21 protein-coding genes and 1 pseudogene are annotated in these 19628 nt (G+C 60.1%); 17 read left to right on the top strand and 5 right to left on the bottom strand.

The genetic code is table 11. The annotated features are described in order from the left end of the window. Positions 1-243: hypothetical protein (locus tag IVA82_RS14900; protein ID WP_247493359.1), on the top strand; the 243-nt coding region annotated here is incomplete at its 5' end. A 39-nt stretch (positions 244-282) separates the two neighbouring features. Here the strand turns inward: IVA82_RS14900 and IVA82_RS14895 are convergent. The 3 genes from IVA82_RS14895 to IVA82_RS14885 form a co-directional block, all read right to left on the bottom strand. After that, entirely contained in the window at positions 283-1275 is a 993-nt protein-coding gene (locus IVA82_RS14895; RefSeq protein WP_247382883.1) for an ABC transporter substrate-binding protein, read from the bottom strand. A gap of 324 nt (positions 1276-1599) precedes the next feature. Beyond that, positions 1600-1995, bottom strand: coding sequence for a copper-binding protein (locus IVA82_RS14890; RefSeq protein ID WP_247382882.1), 396 nt, complete (start codon positions 1993-1995; stop codon positions 1600-1602). Positions 1996-2148: 153 nt separating this feature from the next. Continuing rightward, positions 2149-2538, bottom strand: a complete 390-nt coding sequence (locus IVA82_RS14885; protein ID WP_247382881.1) for an SPW repeat protein — start codon at positions 2536-2538, stop codon at positions 2149-2151. 350 nt (positions 2539-2888) lie between these two features. Here IVA82_RS14885 and IVA82_RS14880 point away from each other — a divergent pair, with 350 nt between their 5' ends. Genes IVA82_RS14880 through IVA82_RS14870 form a run of 3 tightly spaced genes read left to right on the top strand, consistent with a single transcriptional unit; the run spans position 2889 to position 4379 of the window. Continuing rightward, the gene (locus IVA82_RS14880; protein ID WP_247382880.1) at positions 2889-3224 is read left to right on the top strand and encodes a hypothetical protein; all 336 of its coding nucleotides are present in this window, start codon (positions 2889-2891) and stop codon (positions 3222-3224) included. A gap of 40 nt (positions 3225-3264) precedes the next feature. Further along, positions 3265-3636: a copper homeostasis periplasmic binding protein CopC gene (copC, locus tag IVA82_RS14875; protein ID WP_247382879.1), complete on the top strand. Its 372-nt coding sequence runs from the start codon at positions 3265-3267 to the stop codon at positions 3634-3636. Beyond that, positions 3636-4379 (top strand): copper resistance protein CopD, encoded by a 744-nt coding sequence (locus tag IVA82_RS14870; protein ID WP_247382878.1) that lies wholly within the window; start codon positions 3636-3638, stop codon positions 4377-4379. The genes copC and IVA82_RS14870 overlap by 1 nt, the downstream gene beginning before the upstream one ends. A 149-nt stretch (positions 4380-4528) precedes the next feature. Here IVA82_RS14870 and IVA82_RS14865 read toward each other — a convergent pair whose 3' ends face one another. After that, entirely contained in the window at positions 4529-4876 is a 348-nt protein-coding gene (locus IVA82_RS14865; RefSeq protein WP_247382877.1) for a hypothetical protein, read from the bottom strand. Positions 4877-5013: 137 nt separating this feature from the next. Here IVA82_RS14865 and IVA82_RS14860 point away from each other — a divergent pair, with 137 nt between their 5' ends. From IVA82_RS14860 to IVA82_RS14800, 13 genes and pseudogenes are all read left to right on the top strand, one after another. Beyond that, a complete protein-coding gene (locus IVA82_RS14860; protein WP_247382876.1) occupies positions 5014-5370 on the top strand; it encodes a hypothetical protein in 357 nt (118 codons plus the stop codon). 94 nt (positions 5371-5464) lie between these two features. Beyond that, positions 5465-5869 carry a FixH family protein gene (locus IVA82_RS14855; RefSeq protein WP_247382875.1) on the top strand — a complete coding sequence of 135 codons (405 nt, stop codon included), beginning with the start codon at positions 5465-5467 and terminating at the stop codon, positions 5867-5869. Beyond that, the gene (locus IVA82_RS14850; RefSeq protein ID WP_247382874.1) at positions 5866-7110 is read left to right on the top strand and encodes a TolC family protein; all 1245 of its coding nucleotides are present in this window, start codon (positions 5866-5868) and stop codon (positions 7108-7110) included. Before IVA82_RS14855 ends, IVA82_RS14850 begins: the two co-directional genes overlap by 4 nt. A 220-nt stretch (positions 7111-7330) precedes the next feature. Continuing rightward, positions 7331-8698: an efflux RND transporter periplasmic adaptor subunit gene (locus tag IVA82_RS14845; protein WP_247382873.1), complete on the top strand. Its 1368-nt coding sequence runs from the start codon at positions 7331-7333 to the stop codon at positions 8696-8698. Further along, a complete protein-coding gene (locus IVA82_RS14840) occupies positions 8695-11946 on the top strand; it encodes a CusA/CzcA family heavy metal efflux RND transporter (RefSeq protein ID WP_247382872.1) in 3252 nt (1083 codons plus the stop codon). The genes IVA82_RS14845 and IVA82_RS14840 overlap by 4 nt, the downstream gene beginning before the upstream one ends. Positions 11947-12052: 106 nt before the next feature. Then, positions 12053-12607, top strand: coding sequence for a sigma-70 family RNA polymerase sigma factor (locus IVA82_RS14835; RefSeq protein WP_247382871.1), 555 nt, complete (start codon positions 12053-12055; stop codon positions 12605-12607). Further along, complete coding sequence (locus IVA82_RS14830) at positions 12604-13245, top strand: DUF1109 domain-containing protein (RefSeq protein ID WP_247382870.1); 642 nt, start codon at positions 12604-12606, stop codon at positions 13243-13245. The genes IVA82_RS14835 and IVA82_RS14830 overlap by 4 nt, the downstream gene beginning before the upstream one ends. A 592-nt stretch (positions 13246-13837) precedes the next feature. Then, positions 13838-15274, top strand: a pseudogene (locus IVA82_RS14825) (multicopper oxidase family protein). A 20-nt stretch (positions 15275-15294) separates the two neighbouring features. After that, entirely contained in the window at positions 15295-15741 is a 447-nt protein-coding gene (locus IVA82_RS14820; protein WP_247382869.1) for a DUF411 domain-containing protein, read from the top strand. A gap of 129 nt (positions 15742-15870) precedes the next feature. Then, the gene (locus tag IVA82_RS14815; RefSeq protein WP_247382868.1) at positions 15871-16389 is read left to right on the top strand and encodes a hypothetical protein; all 519 of its coding nucleotides are present in this window, start codon (positions 15871-15873) and stop codon (positions 16387-16389) included. A 179-nt stretch (positions 16390-16568) separates the two neighbouring features. Continuing rightward, on the top strand, positions 16569-17183 hold the full coding sequence (locus IVA82_RS14810) for a class I SAM-dependent methyltransferase (protein WP_247382867.1): 615 nt from the start codon (positions 16569-16571) through the stop codon (positions 17181-17183). A gap of 100 nt (positions 17184-17283) precedes the next feature. Further along, entirely contained in the window at positions 17284-17577 is a 294-nt protein-coding gene (locus IVA82_RS14805) for an NAD-dependent epimerase/dehydratase family protein (RefSeq protein WP_247382866.1), read from the top strand. Between the two features lie 204 nt (positions 17578-17781). After that, positions 17782-18099 (top strand): hypothetical protein, encoded by a 318-nt coding sequence (locus tag IVA82_RS14800; RefSeq protein ID WP_247382865.1) that lies wholly within the window; start codon positions 17782-17784, stop codon positions 18097-18099. Positions 18100-18642: 543 nt separating this feature from the next. On the opposite strand, the gene modA is transcribed toward IVA82_RS14800, so the two are convergent. Continuing rightward, positions 18643-19389: a molybdate ABC transporter substrate-binding protein gene (gene modA / locus IVA82_RS14795; RefSeq protein ID WP_247382864.1), complete on the bottom strand. Its 747-nt coding sequence runs from the start codon at positions 19387-19389 to the stop codon at positions 18643-18645. Positions 19390-19628: the final 239 nt, after the last annotated feature.

Below are 19628 nucleotides of genomic sequence, written 5' to 3'. Positions count from 1 at the left end.
TGGCTGTCTTTGGACCGAGTAGCTCGGAGGGTGCGCAGCGCTGGTCGCTATCTGAAAGCCACGAACGAAATCCACCGGCAAGGCGAAATGGCGTTACTCATCGCGAAGTTTGGCGTGACCATGTCGGGAAATCGATATGATATGAAAGAACGAGACAACTCGGATGCCCGCGATAGTCGAACGCGGTCGCGTGGAAACCTCCTACGCGACTGCACTGGCGATGGAATGGCAATCAGCTTGTGAAGGGCTCCCTACGCGCATACTGCGCCCTTCGCTGGGTGCTCACTCCACCACTCGGTCGGCGCGAGCCAGCATGGCGCCCGAAACGGTAACGTCAAGCGCCCGTGCAGTTCGCAAGTTCACCGACAGCTCGAAGAGGACCGGTTGCTCGACCGGTAAGTCGGCGGGTTTAGCTCCGTTGAGTAGTTTTTTAACGTAGACAGCTGAGCGGCGATAAAAAGTTCGACGAGGAGGACCATAGCCGATGAGCGCCCCAGCATCGGTCATCTCCGGAATGGAGGACGAAGTCGGAATGCGAGCCCGCAATGCTAGCTCCGCGATTCGGTCGCGGAGATCGATAAGGGTGGCGTCGGAGATGACCAGCAGTCCGTCTGGGCGCGTCTTAATTACCCTGTCGAACGTCGCATCGAGTTCGGCGGGGCTTTTGAACGGGACTGCTTCTAGCGCGAGTCCCATTGTGCGGCCGCGAGTTATCGCCTCTTCGAGCATCGGCTGATTTGTGGGATTGGCTGGGTTGAATAGCACGGCGATCACGGACGCTCCCGGAACTGCATCATGCAGAAATTCTAGAGACTTGGTGGTTAGGTCCTGGATCATGCTCGAAATGCCCGTTGTGTGGCCCCCAGGTCGCGCCAGGCTATCGATGAGACCTGCGCCGATGGGGTCAATGAGGCCCGTCATCACGATTGGGATTTGGGAATTCAATGCCTGCGCGGCACGCGCTGCAGCGATCGTAGTCACCATGATCAGGCTTGGGTTCCGCTGGGCCAAGTCGCGGGCAAACTCTGGAAAGCGCTTATACGCGCCGTTGGCCCAATGAACATCGAGGACGTAGTCCCTATTCTCTACCAGGCCTTGATCCTGCAGTCCCTCTTTGAAGGCGTCTAATAGGATCGCGCTCGAATCCGCTGCTCCACTACCTAAAAAACCCAAAAGCGCAGGGACATCTCTGGCTTTCGCAGGGCACGAAACGGCAAAAGAGGTTACTCCGATCAGGAATATAAAATCACGGCGTCTCATTTTGTTAGTGATCATCACAATGCCTCCGCGCCCTTGGGGAATCTAGCACGCTCTAGTCTGAAAGAATGGCTCAGACGCGTCCCCATTGGAAAAACGCTACCAGATTGCCTGCCTTCACAGCTGTAGATTATCCCCTGCGGACGACAAGCATTGTGATTGATCGCGAGATGAACCAAGGCCTCCTACAACCTGTCGTCCGCAATGGGCGGCAGTCGCGCAGCGAGATGTTGCGCGACTGTGTTGGGATGGAGCGGTAAGTGACTACGTGATCGAAGGGCAGGCGCACGCCGATTTCTGCATCTTTTCGCTATTCGGTAGTTCGCTCCGCCAGATGGGCCATTAGGGCGTCGGGCTGATCGACTGTACTGTATACGTGTTGCCAGATCCGCTCAGGGTAAAATTGACCTTGTCGCCCGTCTTCAGTTTCGCAAGATCGACCGACGGAGCGGCTGCGAATTCCATCTTCATGGGCGGCCAATTGATGGCGGGGATCGGACCGTGGTCCAATGTGACCTTGTGGTTCGCAGCATTCAGGGCGGTGACGGTGCCGGTTCCGTTCGCTATTGTTGCCTTTTTCGTGTCGCTCATCTTGTCGTTCATGCCCGGCATCTTCTTCATGTCGGACATGCCGCCCTGGGCCAGAGCCCCGCTCGTCTGCAGCGTCAATGCTGCGCCCACCAACGTCAAGGCGAACACGCCGGCGCGCGGGATACGATAAGGGTGGTCATCAAGCATAGATTTTCTCCTCTGGTTTTCCGATGGCGAGCCGCCATGATCACTTAATTCGCAAGCCGGGCCAGGCCGGTTACAACCTCACGGGTTCGTGAAGACGTCCGCAAGTCGGCGCTCCACGGAAAGTCGGAGCAAGTTGGACTATCTCGGACTGCCTTACGCCCTTTCATGCGGAGGGTTGTGGTGCATCAGCCAGAGTTCAACAACCGCAATTGCCACGATGACCAGCCCGACCGCCAGGTGGACTCGCATAGCCAGTGGGTCGCCGTGGAAGCGGAGGATCCACGGGCATGCCGCCAACCACAGGCCGATAGCGAGATTGAGCCATTCCTCGGTTTCGATGAAGCTCGGAATCGTAGCTGATGCGAAAAGATCGCCAATTGAGAAGATCGCGATGACACTGATGGCAGTGCCTGCGATCCACGATGTGTGCCATCCGAGGTCGGACGTGAATCCGAATATCCAGGGCGACAGAAACAGGAACACACCCAAGACGAGATTGCTGAAATCGATGATCGCTTCGCTTGGTCGATTTAGCTTGAACATGGTCACCTCCTTCGATGAAGGCCATGCGTTCAATGGAGATCATAATCCTGTTTGTTGAGGGTGTTCTAGCGATTTTCTTCCCTTCTGCGACCCCAGTTTTGTCGGGGTCGATGTAACCGAGCGGTCATTCGTTACGAACTAAATGGAAGAGCAGGCTGGGTGCAGAAATTGGGAGGGCGCTCCCGAGCAAGGAGAGGCTGAGTGTAGGCGGCCGAGGCCTGTGTACTGTGCATCTGCACAACAGCGCGGAACAAGATGCGATCGCGCCGTCGTTCAGGATCCGCAGAAACGGAAGTCAAGCTAATCCGCGATGGTATTCGAAGCCGGCAGGTATCGACCAGGAGACTGATATGAGCGCAAACATGCTCTTCGGAGGCGCCGCAATTTCAATCGTCCTTGTGTCGTGGGGTTTCTACCTTCTCGTCGTGCCGAAAAGCTGGCGGGAATGGACCCGGGCAGGAATCGTGCAAGCCTTCATTATTGCGTTTTATGCCGAGATGTATGGATTTCCCGTCACGATTTACCTGCTCGCCCGCATCTTTAATCTCGACGTTGCGGGCGACCTTTGGGACGGCAATCTCTGGGTCTATCTGACAGGCAGCCGATGGGCGATGCCAGCCTCGATGACAGTCGGGTACACTGTTGTGGTCTTTGGAGCTCTGTTGCTGATCGCAGGCGCGCATTGAATCGCGTTCGCTCCAACCAGTGTTGATAAAGGAAGATCGAATGTCGAATACCAAAACGGCTGCCATCATTCTGGCGATCGCAGCAGTCCTCCACGCGGGCGCCGGCTATGCTCATCCGGAACTCCGATCTGCTGAGCCTGCAGCCGGCCTGGCGACGACGATGTCTCCGACGCAAATAAGGATCACGTTCAACGAAAACGTGATCCTGCAATTCTCCGGTATCGAGTTGAAGGATCAAGCCGGAAAAATAATGCCGACTGGCAAACCCACGATTGATCCAGCCAACAAGAAATCGCTCATAGTGCCGGTCAATGAGCAACTGCCCCCGGGTGATTACAAGGTCGAATGGCACGCGGTGTCCGACGACACCCACCGTGTGAAGGGCAACTATGCTTTCACTATCAGGCAGTGATGATCGATATCGGGCTCATTCTCTCGCGGTTTCTACACTATGCGGCCGTGACCACACTCGCCGGCGCATCGTTTTTTCCGCTGTACACCTACGCGACAGCCGCCGAGCCGAACGAGCTATTTCGCTGGTGGCGATCTGTACTGCTCTGCGCCGCGGTTGTGGCGTTGCTTAGCGGCATGCTTTGGTTCGTCTTCTCGGTCGCGAACATGAGTGGTGCCTTGGTCGACGCGACTGATCCCGAACTGATCTGGACGGTCGTGCAGGATACGGGGTTCGGTAACGTATGGAGCATCAGGCTTCTTCTCTCCATTATCATGATCGGCCTGTCTTGGAATCGTGTCGTTTCAAAATTCAGTCCGGGCCGGGATCCGATCATGCCGATCCTGGCTGCGGCGCTGTTGATCTCGCTGGCGGGTGTAGGCCACTCTCAAATCGATGAGGGGATCGCGGGCATAGTGCATGTGGTGTCGGATGCTGTGCATCTGCTGGCCGCCGGCGCATGGCTCGGAGCACTGGTGCCGCTCGGTTACATTCTCTTGCTGGTCGGTCGAGAAAAGGAACGATCCGCACAGAGAAGCGAATTGAATAACGTTCTGCTGCGCTTTTCCGGCATGGGCTACGTTGCGGTTGCGGCGCTCATTGGATCAGGACTGATATCACCTCGCCATTTTCGTCTTCGCCGTACTTGGGATCGCAGCGTCGATCAAATATCTGCGCTCCTGATCTACAGAGCAACAAGATAGTGTGGAGAGCGAACGTCACGTTTGCAATTAACGCTGCTGCCCGGCGCATCGTCGTCGCTGTGACCGCGGTGCGGACGCCTCGGAGCAATCGAATTGGCTCCTGCACGTTCCTTGTTGGTCTGCTGTCCGGTGCGGGATTGACCGTTCAATTACACGAAAGGCCGACGTCCTTGAACCTTTGCTTGTCCTCTTCCGCCGGCCTTCGGCAGGTCAACAACACCCAACCCGATCTGGTCCTTGCGTTCACCTTGTATCCGGTCACGGTGCCGGTTGGACAGTTCGCAGTGCTCACAGGCGCATTCGCTGTGCTCATCGGGTTTCTGGTTTGTGAAATGGACCTCGTCCTTGAGCCCCTGCTGGTTCTCGTCGGAATCGTCTTCTTGTGGTTTGCGATCACGCGGGAGCGCCGCCATGCAGATAAAGCCGCGTAGCAGCGGGGCAGGGTACGTCGTGCCTTGCGGGCGACGGCGCTCGTTATCCGGGTAGCGCTCGTTCAAGCTGAGCGCTCTGACTCGGCTCGGCGGATTCCGAGTTAACCATATGATTTTGGGTGCTTTTCTCGTCGTAAACTTCGTTAGCAAGCTTGTGAGGCGCCTGGCCTTCCCAATTCGGCGCTCCTGTGTGATGTTGCCTCATGAATTTTTACCGATTCATCAGTCGTTTGCTCACGGTCCTTGTGATCGCTGGGCTGGTTGCTGCGCCGCTGGTGACACCGGCGGCGGCAAAGCGGCTGCCCGTGGCCATGACGATGGATATGGCGGGGATGCCGGCCGACATGCCCTGTTGTCCCGACAAGCAGCACAGCAACAATTGCCAGGATTGTCCGCTTATTGCGCTTTGCATGCTGATGGTGGCTCAAGCCGAACCGCCTTCCGCCAATGGCATCCCGGTCCCGCTCTCTGCTCGCATATTGCGGTTTGTTGTCGTCGACGTGATTGGCGACGGCCTCATCGGCGTCCCTCCGGACCATCCTCCTCGACTCTCGACCTGATCGGCGTTCCCACGCCGTCTGCTATTGCGCGGCTTTTGGGCCGCGCGGATAATTGCGCGCCTTTGCGGCGCATCAGGACATCGAGGACTGCAACATGGACAGCTTCAGGTGCGCGCGTGTCATCCAGGCCGTGCTGATCGGCATTGCCGTGGCCGGGTCGGCAACGCTCGCGCATGCAGATATCAACGATTACGAGTTCCAGCTGGTTGATAAGATCGTCAGGAAGGGCGACGCGGTCATCTCGGTCCGACTTGTCCACAAGCCCGACGGCAAGCCTGTCTCCGACGCGGTAATCTTCGCCAAGAGAATGGATATGGCGCCGGACGGCATGGAGACGATGAAGACCGCGATCGAGCCCATGCCGAGCACGGAACCTGGAATCTATAAGTTCAAGGCTGACGTGACGATGGAGGGCGGCTGGCAATTGTCCTTGGCGGCCAAGGTTCAGGGCGAAACTGGGACGGTCGAGAATAAACTCGTCATCAAGGCAACGCCGTGACCCGCACTGTCAGCATCAGCCGGCTCGCTGTGGTCGGAGCAACGACAGCCATGCTGTGGTTCTCTCCGGCGGCGGCTGGTGAGCAGACCATGCCCGGGGCGACCGTGGAAAGCGTCGTCGCAATTGCTAAGCGGCTCAATCCGACGGTGGCGGCGGCCTCGCTCGAATTCGATGCGGCGGTCCACAAGATCGGAACGGCCGGCGTGCTGGCCGATCCGACTCTCATTCTCGAAGCGTGGGACGTCAATCGCCAGGGCGTGGGCCAGCGTCGCATCGGATTTGAACAGGACCTCAAGCTGTGGAGCAAATACGGACTCGAGCGCGATATCGCGCGCTCGGATGCCGACGCCGCAAAATTCCAGGGACGCGCGACCGTTACCGAACTGATTGCACAGGTCGTCGCCGCACACGGCGAATACAATGCGGCCTATGAGGCCGTGGCGATCTCGACCGAAATCAAACGGCGCGATGACGAGATCCTCGGGCTGGTACGGTCACGATATGGCGCAACGTCGGTCGATCAGCAGGACGTCATTAGAGCCGAGGTGGAAGCTGCCACCGCCGAGGGCGACGTCGTTCGCCGGCAGGGAGAACTGAAATCCGCTGCGGCCAGGCTGAATGCCCTGATCGGACGTCCGTCCCTGGCTCCGTTGGCTCCGCCAACCGGCTTTCGGGCCGTCAAGACGATCAGTCTGGCGCAGGCGCAGGCGCTTGCACGTTCCGCGAACCCGATGCTGGCGCTGGCCGGAGCACAGAGCAACGCGGCGGCGCAAACAAAATCCCTTACCGATCTCAACTACTACCCCGACGTGACGCTCGGTGCCAAATACGTCCAGCGGCCCGGCATGGAAGACACCGGCGAGTTCATGCTAGGCGTCAAGCTGCCGCTGCAATATCAGGCTAAAGACGCCGAACAGCGCGCGGCCGGCTCGCGACTTGGCGCTGCGCAAGCTCGCAACGAGGCGCTGCGGCTGCGAATCGACGGACAGGTCGCGGATGCCTGGTACAGCGTCGATGCGCTGCGAAAGGTGGTGCAGATCTACGCCTCGCGCCAAATCCCCGCGGCGCGCACCTCACTCGACACCGCCCGAAATGGCTTTCAGGCCGGAACGACCGATCTGTTTTTTGTCTTCGAAGCGGAGCGCCGGCTGCGAACCGTTCAGATCGATCTGCTGAAACTCAAGGTCGAACTCCAGATGAAATCTGCCGAGATGGAACGTTTGGCAGGAGGTTCACTATGAAGCGGGCCCATTGGGCCGCCTCACGTCGCCGTGAACATGTAACCGGCAGGCGATTTACTCCGAACTTATCGGGGAGGCGCAGACGAGGCACGTCTCGTGCACAAGCCCCTGCCAGTTTCGAACGCGCTGAGATGGAACGCTTGGCGGGAGATTTGCGATGAGACGGCTAGTTGCCGCTTTCTTGTTTGCGTTCGCGGCCTTGGCTGTTGGAGTGGCCGGATTGGTCGTCGGGCGCTCGAACGGTCCGCTTCCCGGCTGGCTTGACGCTGTTCTGCCGGTCTCAAAACAGGGGCCGGCTCAACCGGAACCTACGGGGCCCGTCGTCTACTACCGTGATCCGGATGGCCGGCCAGAGTATTCGCCGACGCCGAAGAAGACTTCGGCGGGCAAGGACTACCTCGCAGTTCGCGCCAGCGAAGACGTAAGTTTCGAGGACAAGGCTCCCGAAACCATAGCTGCCAAAGGGGGCACTCCCGGCAAAATCCGCTATTACCGCAATCCGATGGGCCTTCCTGATACCTCGCCGACTCCGAAGAAGGATTCGATGGGGATGGACTACCTGCCGGTTTATGAGGGCGAAGAGGAGGACAATTCCTCGGTCAAAGTCAGTGCCGGAAAATTGCAAAAAGCAGGTGTCCAGACCGAGCTCGCGGAGCGCCGTACCCTGAACACGGTTGTTCGCGCGCCCGGCACCGTTCAGGAGGATGAGCGCCGCAAGGCGGTTGTGTCGCCGCGATTCGAAGCTTTTATTGACCGCGTCGAAAACGTTACCACCGGCTCGCACGTCCACAAGGGAGAGCGGCTGATGCGCGTCTACGGCCCAAACCTGTCGAGCGCCGCCGCCGAGTATCTTTCTGCGCTCAATGCAGGCCCGAATGCCGGCATCAACAATCAAGCCTTGAAAGGCGCACGCCGGCGACTCGAAAACCTGGATGCGCCGGAAGCATTCATTGCCGATCTCGAGCGCACCCGCGAAATTCCAACTTACGTGAACTGGCCGGCACCTCAGGACGGCGAGATCATCGAGCGCACGGCCGTCAACGGCATGCGCGCGGCGCCCGGCGACGTCCTGTTCCGGATCGCGGATCATCAGGTCGTCTGGGTTATTGTTGACATCGCCGAGCGCGACCTTTCGCTGGTCGAGATCGGACAAAAAGCGAGCGTCCGGCTTCGCGCCTATCCCGACCGTGTTTTCACCGGGAAAGTCGCGTTGATCTATCCGCACCTGATGGCGGAAACACGAACCGGACGCGTCAGGATCGAATTGCCAAATCCGGACGAGGTGCTGCGCCCGGACATGTACGCCGATGTTGAGATCTCTACGGGTGCGGAGGCTCCGGTCGTGACCGTCTCCAGCAGCGCGGTCATCGATAGCGGCGAGCGGCAGATTGTCCTGGTCGATAAGGGCGAAGGGCGCTTCGAACCGCGCCCGGTGAAGCTCGGCCGGCGCGGCGCTGGCCTGGTGGAGATCAAGGAAGGGATCGCCGAGAACGACAAGGTCGTCGTCTCCGCGAACTTCCTGATTGACGCCGAAAGCAATCTCAAAGCTGCGCTCAAGGGCCTCGACTCCGGGGAGAAGTCGCAATGATCGCGCGGCTCATCGACTGGTCGGCTCGCAACGTGATGCTGGTCCTGATCGGCGTTGTGTTCGCTGTGGCTGCAGGCGTTTATGCCTTGAAGAATTCGGCACTGGACGCAATTCCCGACCTCTCCGATACGCAGGTTATCGTCTATACAGACTACAAGGGCCAGGCGCCGCAGGTCATCGAAGATCAGGTGACCTATCCGCTGACGACCGCCATGCTCACCGTGCCGAAATCAAAAGTTGTGCGCGGGTTTTCCTTCTTCGGCGTCTCGTTCGTCTACATCATCTTCGAAGACGGCACCGATATTTACTGGGCCCGCTCGCGCGTTCTCGAATACCTCAGTGCGGCTGCGCGAAGGCTTCCGAATGGCGTGACGCCGACGCTGGGCCCGGATGCGACCGGCGTCGGCTGGGTCTATCAATATGCGCTGCAGTCCAAGGATAAATCGCTGGCCGACCTGCGATCCCTTCAGGACTGGACCATCCGCTACGGCATTGCCAAGGCGGAGGGCGTTGCCGAAGTGGCCAGCGTCGGCGGCTTTGTCAAGCAATATAACATCATCCTCGATCCCAACCGGTTACGGTCGCTCGGCATTCCGCTTTCGAAGGTGCGCGATGCCATTCGCGGCAGCAACATGGATGTCGGCGGACGAACCGTGGAGCTGTCGGAATTTGAATTTGTCGTACGTGGCCGTGGCTACGTAAAGAGCCTTTCGGACCTTTCGAACGTCGTGCTGAAGGTCGACAAGGGCGTACCGGTCTTGCTGAAGGACGTAGCGCGGATCGAGCTTGGGCCGGATGAACGCCGGGGGATCACCGAGCTGAACGGGGAGGGGGAGGTCGCCAGCGGCATCGCGCTGCAACGTTTCGGCCAGAACGCGCTCAACGTCATCGACAATGTGAAGGCGCGGCTTTCCGAGATGGCTTCGGCACTGCCGAAAGGTGTCGAGATCATCCCGGTTTATGACCGCTCGAGCCTCATCTACAGCGCGATCGAAACGCTGAAGCGGACGCTTACGGAAGAGAGCATCATTGTTGCGCTCGTCTGCATCGTGTTCCTGCTGCATGTGCGCAGCGCGCTCGTCGCGATCGTCATGTTGCCGGTCGGGATCCTGATGGCGTTCGCCGCCATGAAGGCGCTCGGTATCGGCTCGAACATCATGAGCCTCGGTGGCATTGCGATTGCGATCGGTGCCATGATCGACGGCGCCATCGTCATGATCGAGAATGCGCACAAGCATCTCGAACGCGCCCCGCCCGACAAGCCGCGCCTCGAAGTCCTGGTCGAGGCGGCGAGGGAGGTTGGTCCCGCGCTGTTTTTCAGCCTGCTGATCATCACGGTGTCGTTCTTGCCTATCTTCACCATGGAATCGCAGGAGGGGCGCCTGTTCAGCCCGCTTGCCTATACCAAGACGTTCTCGATGGCGGCAGCGGCGATCCTCTCGATCACCCTCGTTCCCGTTCTCATGGTGCTTTTCATTCGCGGCAAGATCATTCCGGAGCACAAGAATCCGATCAACCGCTTCCTGATCTGGGTCTACCGGCCACTGATTCAGGGCGTGTTGAAAGCCAAGACCCTCACCATTTTTCTCGCGCTCGTTGCCTTGGCGGTCAGCCTCTGGCCGGCCCGCCAGCTCGGAACCGAGTTCATGCCGAGTCTGAACGAAGGCACGCTGATGTACATGCCGACGACGCTGCCCGGCTTGTCGGTGACCAAGGCAGCGGAGATTTTGCAGACGCAGAACAAGCTCATCAAGACGTTTCCCGAGGTTGAGTCGGTCTATGGAAAGGCCGGAAGAGCGGAGACCGCGACCGATCCTGCTCCTACCGAGATGTTTGAAACTGTCGTTAACCTCAAACCGAAACAGCAGTGGCGTCCGGGCCTGACGGTCGACGCCCTGATCGCCGAACTGGACAAGGCATTGCAATTCCCCGGCGTGTCGAACGCCTGGACCATGCCAATCAAGGCTCGTACCGATATGCTCGCGACCGGCATCCGTACGCCAGTCGGCATCAAGGTGATCGGTAAAGACCTTACCGAGATGGAGAAGCTCGCTCGGCAAGTCGAAAGCGCGGTCAAGGCGGTGCCGGGCACCTCGAGCGCTTACGCTGAACGGGTCATCGGCGGCTATTATCTGGATATCGCACCTGACCGGGAAGCGCTTGCACGCTACGGTCTCATGGTCAGCGACGTACAGGACACGGTTTCGTCTGCTCTTGGCGGCGAGACGATCACGACGACGGTAGAAGGTCGGGAGCGTTACGGCGTCAATCTGCGCTATCCCCGCGATCTCCGCAGCGATCCCCAGTCGATCGCGCGAGACGTGCTGGTGGCCCTGCCGAGCGGTGGGACGGTGCCACTGGGTGAAGTTGCCACGATCAAGCTGACACGCGGCCCCACATCGATCCGGACCGAGAACGGCCAGCTCGCGGTCTACATCTTCGTGGACATCCGCGACCGCGATCTCGGCAGTTACGTGGCCGATGCCAAGGCGGCCGTGGCCGCCAATGTGCAGTTTCCGCCTGGAAATTATGTCGTCTGGAGCGGCCAGTTCGAGTATCTGGAGCGCGCCACCGCACGTCTGAAGATCGTGGTGCCGGTCACGCTGCTGATCATCTTCCTGCTGCTCTATCTCAATTTCCGCCGGCTGACCGAGACACTGATCGTGATGCTGTCGCTACCGTTCGCGCTGGTCGGCGGCCTCTGGCTGATGTGGTGGCTCGGCTTCAACATGTCAGTCGCGGTTGCGGTGGGCTTTATCGCGCTGGCGGGCGTCGCCGCAGAGACTGGCGTCGTCATGCTGATCTATCTCGATCAGGCCATGAAGGAGCTTCACGCCGAAAGGGCCGCGGAAGGCAGGCCGTTCACGCGGGCGGACCTCAACGAGGCAATCATGCTGGGTGCGGTCGAGCGTGTCAGGCCCAAGATGATGACGGTTGTCGCGATCATGGCTGGCCTCATTCCGATTATGTGGAGCACCGGAACCGGCTCGGAAGTGATGCAGCGGATTGCGGTGCCTATGATCGGCGGCATGATTTCGTCGACCATTTTGACGCTGGTCGTGATCCCGGCGGTCTATGCCTTGATCAAGGGATTTGGGCTGCCGCGCAAACCCAATACGGCTGTGCCGGCGGAAAAGAGCAGTGCATTCGTCGTGGAAGACAATGGAACGGTCACTTGGTCAGGCCCCGAATTGCTGCAAGAAAGCGATGCACGGAAAAGGCGGATACGGCCGGCGAAGCGTAGTTGATGCACCATCGGCACCGGCGGCCGTCCTGGGCCCTGATTTTTTCATCATTAAGAAGCGCCGGTGTAACCGAAACCGCTCCAGCGGCGAATAACAGGGATAACGGCCGGTGACATCGAGCGAAGCGGAACTCAAGGCGCTAATGCTGGCGGGCCTCGATGGCGAAGCGGTGTCTTACCGGTCGCTGCTCGACCGGCTAAGCAGCCGATTGCGCGCCTATTACAAGGGCAAGCTCGCCCGCGCCGGACGCGGCGCGGCGGAAGCCGAAGATCTGGTGCAGGAAGTGCTGCTGGCTATACACCTCAAACGCCACACCTACGATACCGGGGAGCCATTCACCCCGTGGGTGCACACCATTGCCCGCTACAAGCTGATCGACTATCTGCGCCGCACACGATCGACCGCGAGCGTCCCACTCGATGAGGGCACCGAGGCCATGGCGCAGGATGACAATGCCGATGCCGAGAGTTCGCATGACATCAGGAAGCTTCTGCAGCGGCTTCCGGAAAAGGTGCGGTGCTCCATTCAATGCGTGAAGCTGGAGGGGCGGAGCGTCGCCGAGGCGGCGGTGCAGTGCGGTATCTCGGAATCGGGGGTCAAGATCAACATTCATCGCGGGTTGCGGGTGCTGGCGACCTTCATCCGCGCAGGAGATCCAAAATGAAGACGGATGATCTCGTTGCCGTGCTCAGCACAAATGTCGAACCTGTCCGCCGCGGACTGGTCGGCCGGAGCATCTCCATCGCCGTCGCCGGCGCTGTAATCGTCGCGCTCGGCATCACGCTTGCCGCCTTGGGTCTTCGCGCCGATGTCACCACGACCCACGCCACGATTTTCCTGTTATTGAAGATCGCGTTCGCGCTTGCGGTGATCGGCGTCGCGATGCGCTATCTCTTGAGGCTCGCGCGCCCCGGCGCGGAACGTGGTGTCTCGCCATACTCCATTATGGTGCCGTTTGCGGCCATCGCGCTACTCGGCGCCATCAGCCTGGGAACCGCGCCAAGCTCCCATTGGGACAGCATGATACTCGGCGACGAATGGCTTGAGTGCCTGCTCTCGATTCCTATCATCGCCATCGTACCTTTCGCTGTCGTCATTTTTGCGGTGCGGAGGGCCGCGCCTACCAATCTCGTTCGGACCGGCGCGGCTGCCGGTCTCGTTGCCGGTGGGGTCAGCGCGATGGCCTACGCTTTTCACTGCACCAACGATTCAGCGCCGTTCGTCGCGGTCTGGTATGTCGCCACAATTGTGCTTTGCACATTAGCTGGTGCAGCATTGGGGCCACGGCTGTTGCGTTGGTGAGAGACCTGTCAGGTGGTTTCACGTCAGCGTGAGCCTGTAACCGCCCGACGATTTGCTCCGAACTCATTATCACAAGCGTACATGACGCGCGCTTTCACAATGGAGCCGGACCATGTTGACTAAACCCATTCTGACGATTTCACTGTTGTTGCCCCTGATGGCGTCCACATCTGCCTATGCGGGCTCGACCATTTCGGACAAGAGCTATTGGCCGAGTGAGGCCAGGAAGAGTGCGCCATACCCGCAATACAGGGCCGTTGGTTTGCCAAGCGATGCTTTCGCCTACGACTTGGCGGGATCTCGCTTGCAGCCCGCGATGACCCCGAGCGCGGCTGGATCCGCTTCGCAATATCGCGGCGGCCCGAAGGGTCGGTAACGTCTGCAGCCGCGCAATGGAACTGGAATTGCCATTGCCCTAGCGCGCAAGGTTGCGGATGAGCATGGACCTCCGCAACCCAACTCCTAGCGGTTAAAGCGATCGACCTTTGGAGCTTCGAGAAGTGGCGGGGCGCAACAATAGCGCATCGTGTCCGCACTTTCAGAGCAACGCATTGTGTTCTGCCGCGACCCCGCGACACCGGATGGTGAGTCAATGTCGACTATTCTTCCTCACGCAACCAGTCGCCGCGCGTTCCTCGCCGGCGCAGCCGGCCTATTCGCAAGCGGAGCGCTTCGCAGCGTAAGAGCCGGGTCTGCGCGATCGGCCCAGCAGTTCGCACTCACTGCGGCCCCCGGCCACACATCGCTGGTCGGAAAACCTCATCCAGACACCAAGGTCTGGTGTTACGGCGGCCGCGTGCCTGGTCCCGCAATACGGGTGCGACAGGCCGAGCCCGTCCGCATCGTCGTCAAAAACGGATTGAGCGAGGATACTACCGTTCATTGGCACGGCGTCAGGTTGCCGATTGCGATGGATGGCGTCCCTGGAATTTCTCAAGCGCCAATCAGACCGGGCGAACAGTTCATATACGAATTCACGCCGCCCGACGCCGGCACGTTCTGGTACCACCCACACGTCGACAGCCTGCAGCAGCTCGGGCGCGGCATGGCCGGCGCCATGATCGTCGACGAGCCGCAGCCCATCGCCGTCGATCGCGACGTGCTCTGGGTGCTGGCGGACTAGCGGCTCACGGGCAGCGCGCAGATTGCGTCCGGCTTCGGCAACGGCATGGATGGGGCGATGTCGGGGCGCGTCGGCAACACCGTGACCGTGAATGGACTGGTTTCGGAGGAAGAGCCGGTGCGGGCCGGCGAGCGTATTCGTTTGCGCCTCGTGAACGCCTCGCTTGCGCGGATCATGGCGCTTCGCTTCGAGGGCCATCGCCCTATGATCGTTGCCATCGACGGCCAGCCCTGCGATCCGCACGAACCGGACGGCGGCCGCCTGCTTCTGGGGCCGGCAATGCGCATCGATCTCGCGCTCGACATGCATGGCGAACCGGGCAAGCGCTACCGGGTCATTGATGATTTCTATGACGGCCTGTCGTACTGGCTGACGCAACTTGTCTATGACGGCGCGCCGCCTCTTCATGCGCATTCGATCGATCTCCCGCTCGCTTTGCCCCGCAATCCAGTGCCGGAGCCGGACCTGACAACGGCGCAGCACCATGAGCTTCATCTTCAGGGCGGCATGATGGGCGGCGCCGGCATGGCCGGGATGGGAAGCATGGGCGGAATGTCCGGGATGTCGCACGGAACGTGGGCGATCAACGGCATCTCGATGACCGGCGATGGTCAGGCCGGGATGGCGTCGCTGCTGACATTCGAACGCGACCGGAGCTACATCGTGACGCTCCGCAATGATACCGCATGGTGGCATCCGATGCATCTGCACGACCACAGCTTTCGTGTGCTCAGCCGCAACGGCGTATCGGTGCCGCATCGGCAATGGGCAGACACGGTTCTCGTGCCGCCAAAAGAAGCCACCGACATTGGCTTTGTAGCCAGCAATCCCGGCGACTGGATGCTGCACGGCCATGTCACCGATCACCAGGTGTCGGGGATGATGGCTATCCTTCGTATCGCTTGAACCCAGAAAGGAAAGTTTCAATGAAACGACGAACCTTCTGCCTCGGTTGCATGCTCGCCGCGATGGCTCCCGTGCTTCCGGCTGTCGCGGCCGCGCCGATCCACGCGACGCTTTACAAGAACCCACAATGCACCTGCTGTGAGGGCTACGCGGCGTATCTGCGCAGCGACGGCTTCGACGTCGAGGTCAAGCCGACCAACGATCTCAATCAGATCAGCGAGAAGGCCGGCGTGCCCGAAAAATATCAGGGCTGCCACACAATGTTTGTCGGCAACTATGTCGTCGACGGCCATGTGCCGGTCGAGGTGGTGCAGAAACTGCTGAAGGAGCGGCCGCCGATCGCAGGTATCACATTGCCGGGCATGCCGGCGCGCTCACCCGGGATGTCCGGTCAAAAAGCCAAGCCTTTTGTAATCTACGCCATCACGAGGGATGGCAAGGCGCCGACGGTCTATGCGTCAGTCTGAGCCGCGGCGGATGATCGTTTGAGCATTCGAACCAGCCGGCACCATGAATTGGTCAAAGCGCCAGGGAGCGCAATTCCCGCTTCGCTGATGACGCGCCCGAAGGGTGAATTCAAGTAACGGAGGAAGGATATGCGCCAAGGAATGCTTTTACTCGCGATAGTCATCGCCACCACCACCGCAGCAGCTTCGATTGAACCGGCGGCGGCGCAGGGTATGCAGGATGGAATGGGTTCGGGCATGATGCGGGGCGGCATGGGTCAAGGCATGATGAGACATGGAACGGACCAACAGTCGAGCGATCGACAGCCGATGCACGGCGACATGGGCGGCATGATGTGTCCGATGATGCGCTCCGGCATGATGCAGGATGGGAGGATGGGCTCGGATATGATGGGCATGGGTAAGACGGCCGGCGGCTCCGACGGACTGTTTGGGTCGCGCGTGACGCCGATGATGAACCTGTCGGCCGAAGACGTGCGCGGATATCTGTCGTCGCAGCTCGAGCATCTCAACAACAAGCGGCTGAAATTGGGAGACATCAACAGTGGCGACGGGACGATCACCGCCGACGTCGTTACGGTTGATAACTCGCTTGTGCAACGACTGAAAGTCGATCGGCACAGCGGCGCAATAATGTATGAAAACTGATCTCGCGAACCTCATTGCTGAGCCGCGCATTCGCTGCTGAATGTTTGGTGGCCTGCCTTTGCTAACCGATGTCCGACGAAGCCGCGGCGCTCAGCAGAACCGAACTCGATCCGGCGCTGCGAGCGTCAGTGATGTCCGCGACCTCTCACTGCCGCTAGGACGACCTTCAGGAGTGCTCGATGGGTTTCTACGGCGACGTCATCCTGCCGAGGCTTTGCGATCTTGCGATGCGCAATAATCAGCTTGTGCCTTATCGTGAACGCGCGATCGGCGCGGCGGAGGGCAGGGTGCTCGAGATCGGCGTCGGCTCGGGAATGAACCTGCCGTTTTATCGCGAGCCGGTGCGGGAGGTTCTCGCGCTCGAACCAGCACCGCGGCTCGTGACCATGGCTAAAAGCGCCTCACAGGCGACAAGCATGCCAGTCAGCTTCGTCGAAGCTTCCGCCGAAGCCATTCCGCTCGACGACCATAGCGTGGATACGGTCGTCACGACCTGGACCTTGTGCTCGATCCCGCAAGCCGCCACGGCCCTCGCAGAAATGCGGCGCGTCCTGAGTCCGGGTGGCAGGCTTCTGTTCGTCGAGCACGGCCTCGCTCCGGACGAGAGCGTACGTTGGTGGCAGGATCGGCTGACACCAGCTTGGCGCCATATCAGCGGTGGCTGTCACCTTAACCGCCCGATCCGCTCCATGATCGAAGCGGCTGGATTCCGCATCGACCGGATCGAGACAGGCTACATGCCCGGACCGAAGTCGATGACATTCATGTACGAAGGTAGCGCACAGCCGGACTGATCCAGCTCGCAGCCCGTGCAAGGGCTCTTCAGGGCACTCAAATTCTAGCGGTTGAAACCAGCCGGCTCTCTGGCGGTTTGGATGAGAGTAGGGTGCACCCATGGCGCAACACAAAGATGTAGTCATTGTCACCGGCAGCACCGGGTTCATCGGCTCGGCCCTCATCAATCGATTCGCTGGTCAATTCCGCCTAATCGGCCTCGACCGAGCAGCAACGCATCAACCCCCGCCGGCTGCTGAGTGCGTTTGTATCGATCTGACTTCGGAAGAAGCCATAGCGGCCGGCCTGCGGCGCGTACGTCTTCGGATTTCTAGCGCCGCTGGTGGCAGAGTTTCTCAAGAGGCTCGAAGGCCGCCTAAACCGCCTCGTCGATCGGACCTCTGGAAATCGTAGGCCAACCGAAGGCGCCATATTCACGTATGTGGCCCAGGAAGGCAATTTCAAATGGCGCTCCGTCGATGGAACGGCCGACGCCCTGACGGATTGATTTGACGGGTCACTATGATGTGCGTGGCGTGCGTGTACGTCGTCGAGCCGCAGGAACGTCGCGTCATCGACGAGATCGACTGATCTCGCCAAAGCGGAAAGGACGTTATCATGAAGACCATCGCACTGGGCGCATTCGCCGCCACGCTGCTTGCCTCCGCGGCCTCCGCCGCTCCCCTCAGCCCAACGCAGATCGGCTCCGCCGAGGCGTCCAACGTCGACCAGGTCCGCCTGGTCTGCAACGAGTACGGACGCTGCTTCCGCACCCGCGGACCGCGCTACGTTCAGCGGTACTACGGCGACGACGACAGCTATGTCGTGCGCCGGAGCTACGGCTACTCCGACGGCCCCGGCTACTACGATCGCGGGTACGGCTACTACGGCGGCGGGCCGAGCATCGGCTTCAGCTTCGGAACGCGAGGCTGGTGAGCCAGCCGGAAGTGCCGCTCTACGGAGCGGCCATCTGTCCGGCAAGATTTGAGTGCGCTGTGACTCCAGGACGACGAAGTGCGGCAGGTCATCCGTCGGACGGCGCGCATGCTCGCCGCGTACCTCGTGCTCGGCGAAATCCTGCCTGGGACTCCAGAGCCAGGCATTCGCAGGCTCCCGCTTCGACGGGACGTGGAATCTGGTCTTCGTCACCCAGCGCGGCGCTTGCGACGCAACCTACAATATTACGGTCGGCGTCGTGAACGGCAACGTCAGCCACCCGAACATCCTGACCTTCAGAGGCCGTGGCTATATCGAATGAATCATGTATGCAGCCTGCCGGCGGCAGGCGCCGCAAACGCACGCAAACAGGCGCGACTTGGGCGCAGCCAGAACTCCCGCGCATCCGCTGTTGACCATCGCCTCGGTTGGCGCAGTGCAGCGGCAGCTACGGAGTCGGCGGTAGAGCAGAAGTCATCGCCTCCAGTGAAAGCTGCCGCCTTTGACCGTTAAGCGACATCGCGTCGAAATTGCGGGAAGTAATCAGCCTGGCTCTAGGCCATGCTTCTCAACGATCGGTGCAGCGACCGGTGCGGTGAGGAATTTGACCAACGCCGTGGCAGCGTCCGCCGCCTTCGTCGCGCTATGAATGCCGCCCGAATACACGGTGATGTTCTGGATCTCTGCCGGCAGCGATCCAAGAATTTGGATGCCCTTCACCGGAATGAGCTCACTCATCTGGTGGAAACCGATCTCGGCCTCGCCGCGCGCGACCACTTCACCAACCGGTTCACCCGGCTTCACCGTGGCAGTTTTCGATTTAACCTGGTCGGAGATGCCGAGCTTTTGAAACATGGTGATGAGATAGATGCCGCTCGCTCCGGCAGAGTAGGCGACGGATTTTGCGGCGAGCACTGACTGTTTTACGGCCTCTGCGGAGCTGATATCGGGCCTAGGCGTACCAGCGCGCACCGCAACTCCGATGCCCGATTTCGCGAAATTGACGCGACTGCTGGCAACAAGTTTGCCTTGCTTTATCAGCTCTTCAGTTCCGCTGTCGCCCAAGATGATCAAATCGGCGGCTTCGCCGGCCGCAATGCGTTTCTGGACATCGGGGGTGCTTGACCACGCCACAGAGACCTTATGACCTGTCGCCTCCTCGAACTGGGGGATCAATTCGAGAAACGCATCCTTCATTGCAACGGAGGCAAGGAGTTTGATTTCGGAAGCTTGGGACATATTCGGTAGGAGCAGACTTGCTGCCATGGCGATAATTAATCGCGCTTTCATGATCGTGCTCCCTGTGAGACTGCTTCCCCGGCTAACCGAGCATTGACCGTACATCATCGTGGCGCCACTGGCGAAGAGGCATCAGCTCCGGTGGAGGTCCGCTCAGTCGGGTATAGCGCACGAGATCCGCTCAGGCTGAGTCATACCGCGCAGTTCCTTTGTTCGAGGCAAGGGCCGTTCCTTCGTCCCGGCCCTGCAGAACGTCGATCGCGTCGCGCGCAGGGGCGGTCAAGGCCGGC

Source organism: Bradyrhizobium sp. 142 (genome assembly GCF_023074015.1).
Lineage (GTDB): Bacteria > Pseudomonadota > Alphaproteobacteria > Rhizobiales > Xanthobacteraceae > Bradyrhizobium.
Note: the sequence above shows the minus strand (reverse complement) of the source record. Positions and strands in the feature narration are given on the sequence as shown.

What these genes read in the sequence shown, in the direction of transcription:
- IVA82_RS14855 (WP_247382875.1), top strand. Translation starts at nt 5,465, where the DNA reads ATGGACAGCTTCAGGTGCGCGCGTGTCATCCAGGCCGTGCTGATCGGC.
- IVA82_RS14800 (WP_247382865.1), top strand. Translation starts at nt 17,782, where the DNA reads ATGAAGACCATCGCACTGGGCGCATTCGCCGCCACGCTGCTTGCCTCC.
- IVA82_RS14870 (WP_247382878.1), top strand. Translation starts at nt 3,636, where the DNA reads ATGATCGATATCGGGCTCATTCTCTCGCGGTTTCTACACTATGCGGCC.
- IVA82_RS14880 (WP_247382880.1), top strand. Translation starts at nt 2,889, where the DNA reads ATGAGCGCAAACATGCTCTTCGGAGGCGCCGCAATTTCAATCGTCCTT.
- IVA82_RS14895 (WP_247382883.1), bottom strand. Translation starts at nt 1,275, where the DNA reads ATGATCACTAACAAAATGAGACGCCGTGATTTTATATTCCTGATCGGA.
- IVA82_RS14885 (WP_247382881.1), bottom strand. Translation starts at nt 2,538, where the DNA reads ATGTTCAAGCTAAATCGACCAAGCGAAGCGATCATCGATTTCAGCAAT.
- modA (WP_247382864.1), bottom strand. Translation starts at nt 19,389, where the DNA reads ATGAAAGCGCGATTAATTATCGCCATGGCAGCAAGTCTGCTCCTACCG.
- IVA82_RS14830 (WP_247382870.1), top strand. Translation starts at nt 12,604, where the DNA reads ATGAAGACGGATGATCTCGTTGCCGTGCTCAGCACAAATGTCGAACCT.
- IVA82_RS14860 (WP_247382876.1), top strand. Translation starts at nt 5,014, where the DNA reads ATGAATTTTTACCGATTCATCAGTCGTTTGCTCACGGTCCTTGTGATC.
- IVA82_RS14890 (WP_247382882.1), bottom strand. Translation starts at nt 1,995, where the DNA reads ATGCTTGATGACCACCCTTATCGTATCCCGCGCGCCGGCGTGTTCGCC.
- IVA82_RS14840 (WP_247382872.1), top strand. Translation starts at nt 8,695, where the DNA reads ATGATCGCGCGGCTCATCGACTGGTCGGCTCGCAACGTGATGCTGGTC.
- IVA82_RS14805 (WP_247382866.1), top strand. Translation starts at nt 17,284, where the DNA reads ATGGCGCAACACAAAGATGTAGTCATTGTCACCGGCAGCACCGGGTTC.
- copC (WP_247382879.1), top strand. Translation starts at nt 3,265, where the DNA reads ATGTCGAATACCAAAACGGCTGCCATCATTCTGGCGATCGCAGCAGTC.
- IVA82_RS14820 (WP_247382869.1), top strand. Translation starts at nt 15,295, where the DNA reads ATGAAACGACGAACCTTCTGCCTCGGTTGCATGCTCGCCGCGATGGCT.
- IVA82_RS14810 (WP_247382867.1), top strand. Translation starts at nt 16,569, where the DNA reads ATGGGTTTCTACGGCGACGTCATCCTGCCGAGGCTTTGCGATCTTGCG.
- IVA82_RS14815 (WP_247382868.1), top strand. Translation starts at nt 15,871, where the DNA reads ATGCGCCAAGGAATGCTTTTACTCGCGATAGTCATCGCCACCACCACC.